10 protein-coding genes are annotated in these 15,467 nt (G+C 33.7%); 2 read left to right on the top strand and 8 right to left on the bottom strand.

Annotation, left to right across the window (positions count from 1 at the left end; all coding sequences use genetic code 11):
• Positions 1 to 62 precede the first annotated feature (62 nt).
• Positions 63 to 833, top strand: coding sequence for a T9SS type A sorting domain-containing protein (locus J7E44_RS20555; protein WP_214833098.1), 771 nt, complete (start codon positions 63 to 65; stop codon positions 831 to 833).
• A 79-nt stretch (positions 834 to 912) separates the two neighbouring features.
• On the opposite strand, the gene J7E44_RS20550 is transcribed toward J7E44_RS20555, so the two are convergent.
• The 8 genes from J7E44_RS20550 to J7E44_RS20515 form a co-directional block, all read right to left on the bottom strand.
• A complete protein-coding gene (locus J7E44_RS20550) occupies positions 913 to 3,738 on the bottom strand; it encodes an aminopeptidase (RefSeq protein ID WP_251040634.1) in 2,826 nt (941 codons plus the stop codon).
• Positions 3,739 to 3,794: 56 nt separating this feature from the next.
• Positions 3,795 to 5,162, bottom strand: a complete 1,368-nt coding sequence (pyrF, locus tag J7E44_RS20545; RefSeq protein ID WP_214833096.1) for an orotidine-5'-phosphate decarboxylase — start codon at positions 5,160 to 5,162, stop codon at positions 3,795 to 3,797.
• A gap of 124 nt (positions 5,163 to 5,286) precedes the next feature.
• Complete coding sequence (locus tag J7E44_RS20540) at positions 5,287 to 5,634, bottom strand: YkvA family protein (protein ID WP_214833094.1); 348 nt, start codon at positions 5,632 to 5,634, stop codon at positions 5,287 to 5,289.
• A gap of 83 nt (positions 5,635 to 5,717) precedes the next feature.
• Complete coding sequence (locus J7E44_RS20535) at positions 5,718 to 6,257, bottom strand: TlpA family protein disulfide reductase (protein WP_214833092.1); 540 nt, start codon at positions 6,255 to 6,257, stop codon at positions 5,718 to 5,720.
• Positions 6,254 to 6,817, bottom strand: a complete 564-nt coding sequence (locus J7E44_RS20530) for a thioredoxin family protein (protein WP_214833090.1) — start codon at positions 6,815 to 6,817, stop codon at positions 6,254 to 6,256. The genes J7E44_RS20535 and J7E44_RS20530 overlap by 4 nt, the downstream gene beginning before the upstream one ends.
• Positions 6,818 to 6,835: 18 nt before the next feature.
• Complete coding sequence (aroC, locus tag J7E44_RS20525) at positions 6,836 to 7,906, bottom strand: chorismate synthase (protein WP_214833088.1); 1,071 nt, start codon at positions 7,904 to 7,906, stop codon at positions 6,836 to 6,838.
• Positions 7,907 to 8,097: 191 nt separating this feature from the next.
• Positions 8,098 to 9,729, bottom strand: a complete 1,632-nt coding sequence (locus J7E44_RS20520; protein WP_214833086.1) for an LIC_10190 family membrane protein — start codon at positions 9,727 to 9,729, stop codon at positions 8,098 to 8,100.
• Between the two features lie 52 nt (positions 9,730 to 9,781).
• Positions 9,782 to 10,333: a YMGG-like glycine zipper-containing protein gene (locus tag J7E44_RS20515; RefSeq protein WP_214833084.1), complete on the bottom strand. Its 552-nt coding sequence runs from the start codon at positions 10,331 to 10,333 to the stop codon at positions 9,782 to 9,784.
• A 1,263-nt stretch (positions 10,334 to 11,596) separates the two neighbouring features.
• Here J7E44_RS20515 and J7E44_RS20510 point away from each other — a divergent pair.
• The gene (locus J7E44_RS20510) at positions 11,597 to 15,367 is read left to right on the top strand and encodes a fibronectin type III domain-containing protein (protein ID WP_214833082.1); all 3,771 of its coding nucleotides are present in this window, start codon (positions 11,597 to 11,599) and stop codon (positions 15,365 to 15,367) included.
• Positions 15,368 to 15,467 lie beyond the last annotated feature (100 nt).

Here is a 15,467-nt window from a genome sequence, read left to right as displayed (position 1 = left end):
ACCGTTTTATCGTTTTAAAATACAAGTAATTTTGCCATACTAATTGTTAAAAAACAATAATTATGAAAAAAGTCTTTACAATTTTAAGCGTTACTGCATCATTGGTTTTTGCTACAGCGCAAAATTTAGTACAAAATCCAGGTTTTGAAACTGGAACCTTAGCACCATGGGCTGCTGGTTGGAACACATCCTATACTGCACCTGGTATTATAGCAGATGCTCACACTGGTTCTTTTGGAGCGAATTATGCAGCAACTGCAACAACTGGATTTTATCAAAATGTGAACGTTACTGCAGGACAACAGTACACCTTAAGCTTTTGGTTTAAGATAGGTGGGACAGGTAATGGAGGAAGAATCTGGAGTAACTTTTTAGATGCTGCAGATAATCCGATTAATTTAGTGTCAAATGCAGACAATGATCCATTAAGAACTAATAATCAGTATTTGCCTAAAAGTGCAGCATGGCAACAAAAGACAATTATATTTACTGTGCCTGCTAATGCTACAAGATTACAGTTACACCTTCGTGCATATAATAACTCGAGCGTAAGTTTTGATGATTTTTCGCTAACAACAGGAACATTAGCTATCGGAGAAGTTACAGCATCTAAGTACAGACTTGTTAAAAATACTTTGGTTAAAGATGATGGAATTACTTTCGGAGCTCAGGTTAAAAATGTAAAAGTATATAACATGTTCGGACAGGTTGTAAAAACTGCTTCTGTAAGAGAAAATGAAACTTTAAATGTTGCTGAATTACAGAAAGGAAATTATATCGTTACAGGTATGGTTAACAATGAACCGGTTTCTCAGAAAATCTTAATAGATTAATTTTACTTTTTTAGATTAAAAAACAGCCACTTTATAATGGCTGTTTTTATTTTATCATCGAATAAATTTTAAATGTAAATTAATACCAACCTCTTCTTGCGGCATTAATAATAGAACCCAGATTAAGAATTAAAGTATATCTGATTCGTCTTCCATAATCTTTAAATGCCGGTTCAAAACCTAAAGAGGATTGGATAGGGAAGTAGACTTCAAGAAAATCAGGAACGATCTTTATCTTGATGCCGCTGTCCCAGATAAACTGTGTAGGATTGTTTTTATTTTTATAAAGCCCACCATCTGCATAAATATGGAATATTTTCCAAACACTGGTATCTACATTAACAGAAGTGATCCATTGGTTGACAGTTCCCGGGATAAAAGATTTAAAACCACCATCAGCTAAAATAAACTGTTGAGATAAAAGCCCGCTATTTGCACTTTCCCCTAAGAGATTATAGGAAAAAGAATAATTTGAGACCCTGGAAATTCCATAATTAAATGTATTATTTCGTGTTTCGTTCCTTGCAAAATATCCTGCAAATACTCTGATACTTAGTTTTTGCCTTGGAGCAAATTCCCATCTATAAAATCCTTCTGCCGTTATTTTATTAAAATCTTCCATTCCCTGAGTACTAATGCTGAAACTCTTTTCATGGATCATTTGACTATCTGTGTATCCATATCCTACACTCCACAAGTTATATTTATCATAATCTCTATTGGCGATCCTTAAAGGACTTAGATCTCTTTCAAAATAGTTGTAAGATGCACTTACTCCTCTGCTTACCGTACTTCTAGGGTTTTTCCTAAAATTAATATTCGAAAAAATAGAACCCTTTCTGTAGGCAAGATCGTAGTCGTAGTGAAAATAAGATGCTGAAACACCAAAAGTCAGGCTTCGAATAATACTTTCTGCAGGAAGGAAAGAATAAGATACTGCTCCTGAACCTGTTAGTTTTCCTGTACCTGTACTGTATGTAGGAGTAAAGGAATAGAGGAATTTTTGATCGAAAAAAGATTGATTTTTTATATTAAATCCTAAAAGGAATTTATCATAGGTATTATTGAAACGGATTCTGGGACTGATATAAATTTCATTAAACTCAGGATTCGGGATATCTTTTATAAGTTTTAGTTTAATTTTTTTTGCATTTGAAAATAAACCTTTGGAGTAAAGAAAATTATCCCGGTATTTTGATTCTGGGAAAATATAATCATTATTCAGTGTGATCTTGTAAATATCCAATGCCGGAATTGAAACTGTTTTTGTCATTTCATCCCCATCTGTTTCTACCCAGTATTCTTTCTTTTCGTCCTCTGTGGTTCTGGTTTCTAGTTTAACAGGAATAGGAGATAAGGTGTTTTTATTGATCTTAATATGCAAAGAGTCGTCCTGTTTTTTGAATTTCTGTAATTTAAAGTTGACCCTGTTTTTTTGTTTTAAAAAATCAGTTAGATAGCTCGTTCTACTATCTTTTTCTGAAAGCTCTTTTAAGAAATCTTTGGGATCGATTTGCTTGTCAGTGTTTTTAGCGATATAATTTTTTAGTAAATTGTTGAAATTCTCGTATCCCATTTTATCTGCAGAATAGTTGAATAAAGTTCCAGTTTCAAAACTACTTATAGCCATCACATTGAAGTTACTTAAGACGGCGAATTTCTCTCCGATTTTTTGATCGAGATTCTGAGACATGATATACTGATAGGTGAGGCCATAACGATCGATCAGCTTTACACTGGAAGCATGGAATAATTTCAAAGGCTTCATTCCAAAAATGGTAGCTTCTGGTAGTTTGCCTAAAAGCTTTGTTTCACCATAGAATTTTTTAAGGTATTGAATTTCTATATATGATTTCAATCCATTTTTAAACCAGTGGTTATCCTGTTTATCTGTAATAATACTTTCATCAAGAATTTTTTTGGCAATAATTCCCAAATAATCAAGATCTACCTTTTCTGCATCACTAAACAATTGAAACTTGAATTTCCAAAAGCTGATGTCATTATTTCCAAAAAAATCTTCATCTCTTCTGAATTTCTCAGAAATAAATAATCTGCCAGGTATATAACCGATTTTTTCCTTGATGAATTTTAAATGCAATGGAAGATAAAATTCTAAATTTTCCTTTTCCTGGGGCTTCAGGGCATACCCAAATTGTACTTCCGTATCAATATCTCCGGTATTTATTTTTATGGAAGGATACTTATTTTGAGAGATCACAAACTCTGGATCTGAGTCTAAATATCCTTTAAAGTAATTGTGCTGAATTTCCGGTAAATTACTCTCAATAAAAGAATTGGTAGGGAGGTCAAATTTAACTATCCAATGGGTGTTAAAACTGATAGACTCTTCAATATCATGGTAATTTCTTTCAGAAATATTGTCCGGATCAAAATGATCCGGAACAATAAAGAAATATTTTAAGGCTATATCTTTGTCAGATGTACCATATCCTGTGAATGTTTTATCAGGAAGCTGCATGGTATATTGCAACTGTAACCTGATGCTTTTACCAGATAGTAATGGCTCATTCAGAGAGACAAAAAGATTTTCTTCGGATGTACTCTTGCTGATTGAAACAGTTTGGTCGTCAGAATCTTTGATATTTATCTCTAATAGCTTACCTACCTGTTCAGGCTTTGCGAAATGCAGATCATTATTTCGGTCTTCCAGTTTTCTGTAAACTAATGAGGTTCCTCTTTTCTGGTAAGCAGATACCCAATTTAATAGCTTTATGCTTTTTAAATCTTTTTCAGAATTGTTATAATAAACCAGTTCCTGCTTTATTTCCAGTGTTTTATTATCCGAAGATAATTTAGCTTCAATGTATATGCTGTCTTTTTTTTGTGCAGAAGCCTGTACAATTCCTAAAAATAAAATAAGACAAATAATAATCTTTCTCAATGTGGTGATAAAGGATCAAATATAACTTATTTTAAACAGATTTTGTAAATTTACTATTAAGCTTTTTTTAAGGAATTTACATAGGCATTCCAACCTTCATTTTTATAAGTTACAGCGGCTGATTCAGGATTTTCAGATTTGTAGATCCCTCTTCCTACAATAATAAAATCGGTGTGAAGATTTTTGAAGACGTGTTCCGGTGTATTATATTGCTGTCCTTTTCCATCCCCAGAATCTGCTAAATTTACCCCTGGAGTAAATAACAGTAGTTCTTCAGGGATCTGGTTCTGAGAAACCCCTCCGATAACATTAGGATGAGACAAAGATACTTTAAGAGCTTCCTCACGGTAGCTGTTTGTCGTTAATGTTCCTTTAGAAGACATTCCTATAATAGCAACAACGCCTACATTTTTGAAACAGTCTAAGGATTCAAAACCTCCGATTACCTGCGATGTTACAAAATCTGCCCAATCGGTGATTTTGAAAACACCACTTGTAAATTGTAATTCTTGAGTGTTTCCGATGTCTGCGAATTTTCTGTCTTCCATTAATAAAAACTGATGTTTTGCAGCTAATTCTTTTAATGGAGTGATTGTTTTTTCATACTCAAAATCAGAAATGATATCGATATGTGTTTTTAATGCAATAACGTGTGGACCTACTTTTTCAGCAAGCTCTAACAATTCCCTTGTTGTCGTTACATCTGCAGAAGCGATAAGGTTGGATTGTTTTGTAATAGCTAATTCTAATAATTTTTTAGAAACAGAATGTTGAGATGATTGTAATTTTTGCTCATAAGTGCTTCTTACTTTTTCTTCGAACTGAATGTGATTGCCTAAAAGAAAATCCTGAATTCTTTTTACCTCTTCATCGGAAAGTTCTCCGTTTTCCTGAAGAATAGTACAGACTTCTGAAATATTAAAAAGAGTGTGAACTCTGAAACCTTTACTTTCTAAAAGCTGTTTTCCACCTTGCTCTCTGTCAAGAACAACTACGATATCAGATACTTTAAGATCTTCTTGCTCAACTTCAGCGATGGTTTCTAACAAAGATTTTCCGGAAGTAATTACATCTTCTACCAAAAGACAGTTCTGGCCTTTCTGGTAAATCCCTTCAATCATTTTCTTGGTGCCATAATCTTTCGCTTCTTTTCTTTTAATAATAAGAGGAATATAGCTTTCCAATGACATTGCTGTAGCCATCGGAAGAGCAGCATAAGGAACTCCACATATTAAATCAAAATTATCCAAAGGAAGCATTTCCAATAAATAATTAGCTAGATTTTTTAAAATTTTAGGATCTGAAGCTAAAGGTCTTAGATCTACATAAAACGGACTTTCAATACCGCTTTTTAAAGTGAATCTCCCAAATTTAATGATTCCTAGCTTGTAGCACTCCAAAAAGAATTCTTTTTTACTTTCCATTATTTTTTATTAGATAGTGCAAATTTAAGGATTTGTAATAAGGCTTAAAAATTTATAGGTAAATTATAAATAAAAAGCCATTCCAAGAATATCGGAATGGCCTTAAATAATTGTTGTTTATAAATTATTCTACGATTTGAGCGTTGATTACTTTTGTACTTCCTGCATTTAATTTCTGTTCAGCTTCCCAAAGCAAAAATTTATCTACTTCTTTAATCAGTTTAGGAATAACCAGGTATAAAACCGCCAGATCATCCAACACCCCAAGAACAGGAACAGCTACTTCTGGAATTAAATCAATCGGAGAAATAATATATAAAATTCCTAACATAGGTAGAATGATATCAATGGACCTCATAGGGTAGATTCCTCTTTTCCAATATTTGACCATTCTGAAAATGTCGGGTATTTTTTTTACAAAACCTTTATGGTTGATGGCCTCTTTAGCCAGATTTAATTTAGAATATTTCATTTTGTGTTTGGTTTAAATAAATTCTTGACGTAACAAAATTCGCAAATTCTATACCAAATAATTATAAAAATTCGTTAAAAGATTTATTTAATGATATTATCGATAAACTGATGGACTGATTCCGTATTCCAATCTCTGTAAGCATCTTCTTTTATAAGGATTCTCCCGGTTTTATCTAATAAGAATGTAGTAGGGAATGCTTTTGGTAATAACTTTTCTGAAATTGGGCTCTGAGCAATGTATACGGGAACAGTATAATTATTTTCTTTAAGAAATTTTCTTACCGCTGATTCTTCATCTTTCATCGCGATCAACACAAAATCTACATTCCCTTTTCTTGTATCATACAATTTTTGAATCGTTGGCCATTCTTTCCTGCAGGGAGGACACCAGGTTCCCCAAAAATTTAAAAAAACAGGTTTATCTTTAAAGTTCTTAAGATTTGTACTGGGAACATTGATTCCCTGAAGGTCAATATCGTAATCATCTTTATTTATGGTAACTGCATTTTCAATGGCAGCAATAGGAAAAAACTGATCTTTCAGAAAATTTCTTACCCCCGGAATAAAAGCAATAATTCCAATAATAACAATAAGTACAAGGTAGATTATATTTTTTTTCATAATAATTCTAAAATTTCCTGAACTGCATCTTTACCTCTGTTTTTAGCATAATAAATCTGCAGATCATTATAGAACTGATCTTTGGGATAGCCTTCAGGATCAGCTTTATATTTTAACAATAATTCTTTGCCATATTTTGGACGTGGGCCCCAAGAGTTTTTTACCGTAAAATCATTATTTAAAATAATAACTTTTGGAATCGATTCTGTTCCGTTGGTAAGAAACTGGTTGATTAAAGTTTTATCACTGTCTCTTAGGAAGATTCTAACTTCGTTATGACCTTCAAAAAATTTCACAAAAGCAGGAACGGTTGCACTGGCATCTCCACACCATACTTCAGAAATAATTAAAATTTTGCCATCAAAGTTTTTAGATTGTAATATATTGAGCTGTTCCTCGTCTGGAATATACTTTTTTAAGGTTCTATCCATTCTCTGAAGACCCAGTTCATAATATTGCTTATAATCTATGTCGTTCTGATTGTCAGGGCTCTCAAGTCTTTGTCTTCCAATATGTACATATTCCTCAAAATTGATCCCTTTATCCCAATAATCTTTCATGACTGATATTATTTGTGTTTAAAAATTATTTAAATTTCTTGTCTTGTTAATTAAAAACAGATCAGCCAATACAAATGCAGCCAAACTTTCTACAACAGGGACAGCTCTTGGAACTACACATGGATCGTGTCTTCCTTTTCCTTCAACAATCACAGCGTTTCCATCTCTGTCGACACTGTCCTGAGGTCTTAAAATAGTGGCTACAGGTTTGAAGGCCACACGAAAATAAATATCCATTCCATTTGAAATCCCACCCTGGATCCCACCTGAAAGATTAGATTTTGTAGTGAAGTCCTGGTTGAAAGCATCATTATGTTCTTTACCAGTCATTTTAGCACCGCAGAATCCGCTTCCATATTCAAAACCCTTACAGGCATTAATATTAAGCATAGCTTTAGCCAGTTCAGCTTGAAGTTTTGAGAAAATAGGCTCACCAATTCCTACAGGAACATTTTTAATGACGCAGGTAATGGTGCCTCCAATAGTATTTCCTTCTTTTTTTATCTCTTTAATTCTGGAGATCATCTTTTCAGCAGTCTCTGCATCCGGACAACGTACATCATTGCTTTCTGTTTTTGAGAAATCTAAATCCTGGTAAGGTTTTTCACAGAAAATATCGCCAACAGAAGACACATATGCGTTAATTTCTATATCAGATAACATTTGTTTTGCAAGTGCCCCAGCTACCACCCAATTGATAGTCTCTCTTGCCGAAGATTTTCCACCACCACGATAATCCCTTATTCCAAATTTTTGATCATACGTAAAGTCTGCATGACTTGGACGATATGCATTGGCAATATGATCATAATCTTTTGATTTTTGATTTTCATTTTCGATGGTAAAACCAATAGGAGTACCTGTGGTTTTTCCTTCAAATATTCCGGAAAGAAATTTTACGGTGTCACTTTCTTTTCGCTGAGTAACAATTGCTGACTGCCCAGGTTTACGGCGATCCAGTTCATATTGAATTTTATCAAAATCAACTGTTAATCCTGCCGGAAAGTTATTAATTATTCCACCATAAGCCACACCGTGACTTTCTCCAAATGTTGTAAGACTGAGAAGATTACCTAAAGTATTGAACATAGCACAAATTTACGGCTTTTTCTTAATATAATAATGCCTTTGTATTTGTTCTATTTATGGAAAGTAATGATAATATTCATAATAAGTTCCATACTCTCTTTTGAATGGTTGAAATTAATTGTGAATTACAGCTTTTCCAGAATTTTAAATTCAAAAACTTCAAATGAAAATAAATATTAACGGCCGTCCTATTAATTAGGTCGAGTGGTATTGTTAATGATATGGTTTACTTCTTTTTTCTCCTGGGTATTTATATTCTTCCAGATAAAACCCTGCTTGATTTTGTCTTTATTAATAAGCTGTGGGAAGATATGAGCTTTCGTATTATCAATAATTTGATAAGGAGTAATAGCGGGAAGGGGAGTGCCGAAATTATAAGGGTAGTTTTTAGAAACATTGAATTTGAGATTTCCAACCTTAAAAGAGTTAAAAGCTGTATACTTATATCTTGAGGGTTCGTAAATTTGCTTCTTTTCAAAATTTCCCATGAATTGAGCCATTTTGTAACTTGGAATATGGATGCCGATAAATAAAGGGAATGACAAAAAAGAAATAACAGATATGCTAACGATATAAAATGTAATTATTGATTTTTGTCGGGAGAAATAATGTGAAAACAGGATAAAGAAAACAACAAAAAATACATCTATAAAAAATCGGTACTGAGCAGAAAATAAAAGTACAAGTATAGTTTTTATAACGAGCGAAATAGCAATTAAATAAACGACAGTATTCTTTTTTCTTATTGAAAATAAGATAAACGTAATGAGGCTTAGGATAAATAAAATATTGATCTTGGATTTAATTCCATTCAGGAAAAGCCAGTTTTTAGCATAATCCAGTGCTGAGAACTTTTGAATTTCTTCAAAAGAGTATTGCATATCATACGTTTTTTGAACGGCGAATTGAGAAGATATTTTTAAAAATTGCGGATTAGGCTTCCAATATACTCCAAGATCGCCAATAGGAACCGGAAAAACAGGATAACCAAATGTCCAGATGTTTTTAATAAAAAATAAAATAAGAACTAAACATCCCAGTATTAGATTTTTAAAATTTGACTTTACGATAACAATCGAATAAAGTAAACTGAATATCGGAAGCCATATCATTGTTGGCTTTATGGTAAAAACAAAAATAGAAAATGCAAACAAAAGACTAGTCTTATTATTACCTGTAAGTACTTCATTTAATATAATCAATGAAAAAATGATCACGGGAAGATCAGGACTTGGAGACTGGGAAAACAAAAGCATGATGGGAACAAATACCAATTGGATCCACGATTTTTTTTCAACGATATAAAGCACATAAACGATTAGAATAATAACATTAATTCTTAAAAATTGATCACTGAAATTAGAAAATCCTGCCTGAAATATATGCCAAACCGACATTTGTCCCAGAGTCAGATCCAGATTTGATATGCCTTTAATCAGACCATATTCAGAAAGCCATTTTATAGATGGAACATAATATCCAAAATGATCTAATATATAAGGATAATAGGAGCCTGAAAAAAGTATGATCAACGATGTGGCTATGATTAACAGTGTATCTTTTTTAGTGAATTGGTAGAACTCGAGGTAGAGCCTGTCTTTAAAAAAGAAAAAAAGTCCAATTGTAATGGTGGATATCTCTACATATATATTAAGCGGAATAAAAAAGGCAAGAATAGTCCATATGATAGATATTGCGAAAATCCCGGATATGATTTTACCTGATATTCCCTGAAATAATGTTCCTGAAATTAACTCCACAATTCTTCCTAAACCTAATAAGGTCGAAATTATAATAATAGAAGAAAACAGAGTTAATATCATAAAAAAAGATTGCCTAAAAATAAGCAATCTTTTATTCTTTTATAAATAATTATTAATTTCGTGGTTGTACTCTACCATCTTTTCTATCTCCTGATCTTCCGATCGCATAACCAGTAGCTCCACCTACAACACCTCCAATTACAGCTCCCAATCCTCTGTTGTTCTTGCTAATAATAGCACCTGCTGCTGCACCACCAACTGTACCAATAATGGTTCCTTTGGCAGCTTTACTCATTCCTTTTTTCTTAGGTGCTTCCTGAGTGGTTCCTTGTGAAGAGTTACTTTCGTTGTTGGCATAAGACCCATTACTTGAATTTGATTCTCTATCTCTGTATACAGTTCTGGTTCTTGTAATTACTTTTGGCTCCGAATTTCTTGCAGCTGACTTGGCTTTATTGGATTCCACAATACTGTCCGCTTTTTTCTGAGATTCATAGGCTATCTTTTCTTTTTCGATAGCTAATTTTTGTTTTTCTATTTCAAGTTGTTTTGCCTGAAATTCAATTTTCTGCTGTTCCAGAGACTTTTCAGCCACCTGATCATCTTTTTTACAGGCTGTCATTAAAAATACTGATAAGAGACCTGTTAATACTATATTTTTCATAAATCAAATTTTTACAAGGTTGCCAAATCAAAAACGACTTTAGCTGTATAGTTATTTCCAATTTTGAAGCCAAGTTTTAGTTAAGTAATGTTAAAAAATCAAAAAGAAATCAAAAAATATGATTTAATGCTTTAAAAATTTCCGATAATAGGTCATTAACTCTGGTATAACCCTCTGTTCTTGGTAGATATGTTTTTTACTATTTATAATTAAATCATAAGAAAGTTAATTTCTGGCAGAAGTTGTTAATTTTTAATATATCAGGCATGAAAATTGCGGCGGTATAATCAGCTTTTAATGATTAAAAAGTTTATAGTCTTCTAAAATATTATTCATCAACGATCCTCAGTTGTATTACTGAGGATTTTTTTGTTAATAATGTAACCTTCATTTAATTATTAGTTTTAATTATATTCATATAAAATCTCTATTTTTGATTAGCAGATAACAGTAATATGAAAAAGATGTTTTTCAAAGTTTATATTTCATAGAATTATTTTACTTGTAGCATCCTGCTCATGCAGTAATAATATAGTGATAGAAGTACCATCAATATTAAAATTCTATGGCTGCCGGATATATATTCCTGTAAATGGAAAGAATAGGTAATTTGTAAAAATATTTTATAAAATTAGTTCTATTATAGGATTTTATACAGTTTTTATTCACTAGTTTTAGAAATAAATGCTATTTTTAGATTTTGAAAAACTATAATTATGGAACTTTATGATTACTCATTTGTTTTAGGATCAAGCATTTTATTTCTTTCATCAATGCTTATTATCATAACATTTTACCTGATCCTTAGAAAAAAAAGCTATAAGTCGGGATTTTGGTGCTATAGTATTGATTTCCCACAGTCAAAGAAATATTGGAAAAGATGATATTCTAATTTTAAGATATTCTATTTCGATTCTAGAAATAGATTTTTTTTCATCATTTGTGTTTTTTGCGGCCTCTCTGGAGGCCGTTTGTGGTGATAATGGTGTCCTCATTTTAAGTATGTTTTAGATTAATCAGTCTATGTGAGCTTTCTGATATCTATAGAAATCCAGATTATATTGGCAGTTAAATTAGAGTTATAATTTGATGCTTTCTTGTATTTTAATTCCTGAATTCTGTTATACACCGATGAATTCTCATTTTTTTTAATCAACTGTTCTTTTATTTTTATAAAATTCCCACAAAAAATATTAGATTATATACTAAATCTTATGAAAAAACGATTTAGATTTGTAGGATTAATATTAATAATGATAACTTATGAAGAGATTTTCTATTTTTTTAATACTTCTTCTGTGTTTGATCAATGTGGGCCTGTATGCACAGGCACCCGCAACATTGCCGTATGTTCAGGATTTTTCTACGGCAAATGATTTCACACTGTTAAATGGAAGTCAACCAAATAAATGGGAATACGGCTCAGCAACAGGTAATGCGGCCAATTCCATTTATATTTCAAATAATGGTGGTACGGCGAATGCTTATGACGTCAGTAATGAGAGTACAGTTCAGGCTTATAGAGATATTGCTATTCCAGCAGGATCAACCATTGCTACATTTGCATTTGACTGGAAGGCAGCTGGAGAAAGCACTTGGGATTATTTAAGAGTTTGGCTTGTTCCTGCTACTTTTACTCCTACAGTCGGAAATCAAATTGCTGCTGGAGCTGGTAGGATTCAGGTGGGTCAGTTTAATCAACAGTCTACCTGGCAATCATATCTTAATACGACTCTGAATGTTAGCAGCTTTGCAGGTAATACAATGCGTTTGGTATTTGAATGGAGAAATGACACCAGTGCAGGAACACAACCTCCAGTAGCAATTGATAATATCAATTTATCAATTCCTACATGTCTTGTACCTACTGCATCGCCTGTATCTGTGGTAACTTCCAATTCAGCTACATTAGCATGGACGGCTCCAACACCAGTACCAGCTAACGGATACGCGTATTACATTAGTACAACAAATACTCCTCCTGTTGCAGGGACAACGCCTACAGGAACTACAACTGCAACATCTGTGAATATAACTACGCTTGCACCAAATACGACTTATTACTGGTGGGTGAAATCTGTATGTAGTCCAACGGATAGTAGTTTATGGGTTACGGGTGCAAATTTTACAACAACACAAATACCGGCAACACTTCCATATAGCCAGAACTTTTCTACAGGTAATGATTTAGGATTTACCAGTGGAACTCAGCCTAATAAATGGGCTTATGGTCCTGCTACCGGAAATCCCGCAAATTCAATTTATATATCGAATGATAACGGGGTTACCAATGGATATAATACAGGTTCAAATAGTTATGTTCATGCTTATAGAGATATTATTATTCCAGCTGGGACTACAGCTACTACTTTCTCATTCGACTGGAAAGGTGATGGAGAAAGTACTTGGGATTTCTTAAGAGTATGGTTGGTGCCATCATCTTTTATGCCTGTTGCAGGAACTCAGATTACTGCTGGCGCAGGAAGAATTCAGGTAGGAGCTAATTACAATCAGCAAACAAGCTGGCAGACTTATTTTAATACGAATTTAAATTTAAGCAGTTTTGCAGGCACAACAATGCGTTTGGTGTTCGAATGGACAAATGACGGAAGTGGGGGAACTCAACCTCCTGCAGCTGTAGATAATATCAACTTATCCATTCCTACATGTATTGTTCCATCAGCGATGGTGGTAAATGGAGTAACGGCGACAGCAGCTACATTAAGCTGGACAGCACCGACTCCAGCACCAGCTAACGGATATGCATATTATCTTACAACAACGAATACTCCTCCTGTAGCAGGTACACCACCAACAGGAACGAGTGCTACAACATCAGTAAACTTAACTACTTTAACACCAAATACGACTTATTACTGGTGGGTGAAATCTGTTTGTAGCTCAAGTGACAGTAGTTTCTGGATCCCTGGTCCAAGTTTTAGCACAACACAGATACCAGCAACAATTCCATATAATCAAAATTTCTCTACAAATAATGACTTTGGATTTGTAAATGGAACTCAGGTAAACAAATGGTTTTATGGAGCTGCGACAGGAAACACTGCCAATTCCATTTATATTTCAAATACCAATGGAACTACGAATGCCTATGCAACGGGTTCAACAAGTATAGTTCAGGCATATAGAGATATATTAGTTCCAGCAGGAGCTTCCATTGCTACTTTATCTTTTGATTGGAAAGCAGATGGTGAAAGTACTTTTGATTTTTTACGAGTTTGGCTGGTACCAACATCTTTCATGCCTACAGCAGGAACTCTTATCGCTGCAGGTCCGGGAAGAATTCAGTTAGGAAACAACTATAACCAACAAGCTACCTGGCAGTCGTATCTTAACTCGACTTTAAACATCAGTAGCTTTGCAGGAACAACGATGCGTTTGGTGTTCGAATGGAAAAATGATGGCAGTGGAGGTAATCAGCCTCCGGCAGCCGTGGATAACATAAAATTATTAATTTGTAGTACTACAACACCGGTGGTGGCAGTAAGTGGAATTACTCATAATACGGCAACGGTAACATGGCCACAAGATACTGGTGGAGCTTCGTATCTTGTAAGATACAGACCTGTTGGTTCAGGTGGTGCCTGGACATCTGTAGCTGTGCCAGCAGTTGCAACGCCAGCAACAAACAATTCATATAACTTGCAAGGTTTATTACCTGCAACTTTGTATGAGGTAGAAGTGGCTGCAGTTTGTAACAGCATTCCTGGTACTTATTCACATAATGAGTTTACAACAAAATGTGATCCTACACCTCCGAATGTTACAGTAAGTAATATTACTACAACTTCAGCATTGATTACATGGGGACCACTTGCTGTTAGCTCATCTTATAAAATGAGATACAGAATAGTGGGTAGTGGTAACACAGGATGGAGTGCTGATATTATTCTGCCATTAGCACCAACTAACACCTATCCACTAACGGGTTTAAGTGTTTATACCACTTACGAAGTTCAGATCGCTAATAAATGCGATAATGAAACTACTTACAATGCCTGGTCATCTCCAGCAGTATTTACTACAGAGAGAACGTGTGATCTACCTCCTCCGGGATTAACGATAACTAACTTAACTCCTACAAGTGCTGTTGTGATCTGGGACTCTTTCCCAGGTAGTACTTATACTTTAAGATATAGAAAAGTAGGTATTCCGAGTTGGACATATGTATCTGCACCAACTAATACATACACGATTACAGGATTATTGGAATTAACAAAGTATGAAATGGAGGTTGCTAATATTTGTGGAAGCGCACCTGGAAGCTATACACTTCCTTACTATTTCACTACTCCTACCGTGATCTATTGTCAAATGCAGTCAGGAAGTTCAGCATCTGAATTTATTTCAAAGGTTACCGTGAAACCAAATGGTAAACCTACCATGGAGAATTCTTCCAATGCTACAGTATATTCAGATTTTACTGCGACTCCTGCTACATTTATAGAATTGATTCAGGGTTCTACAGGAAATGAGATCTCTATTGAGAAATCATGGCTTGGAAATACATATAATGAAGGGATTGCAGTATGGATTGACTTCAATAGAAACGGAACTTTTGATATAGACGAAAGAATCCTTGTTTCTTCACCCAATACAACAACGCCTATTAAAGGAACATTCAGTGTACCAACCGATGCATTTATCAGTATGACAGATTATAAATATGTTGTCATGAGAGTAGCAATGCAAAGAGATGGTATTCCTGTAAACTGTACAGGTTTTGATAATGGAGAAGTTGAAGATTACACAGTAAGAATTTCTAAAAATCCAGTGGCTAATGCAACTAATCAAACGGAAATTCTTATTTTCCCTAACCCGGTTAGCTCTATACTGAATGTGAAAAATATTAGCAAAAGAGCTAATTATAAAATATACAGTGCGGCGGGTCAGCTTATCACCAGCGGAATTATTTTAAATAATAAAGTTGATGTAAGCAGATTGATAAATGGAGTATATGTAATAGACATCGAAGATGTTCAGGGCAGTGCTCAAAAGAAATTTATCAAAGAATAATATTGATATAATTATTAAATAGAATAAGCTCTCAGAAATGAGAGCTTATTTTTTTTTTTTTTGAGTTTAAATTAGCAGTGAAATAGAATCAAAAATGATC

It is taken from the genome of Chryseobacterium sp. ISL-6 (assembly GCF_018613715.1).
Taxonomy (GTDB): Bacteria; Bacteroidota; Bacteroidia; order Flavobacteriales; family Weeksellaceae; genus Chryseobacterium; species Chryseobacterium paludis.
This window is presented reverse-complemented; position numbering and strand designations above follow the sequence as displayed.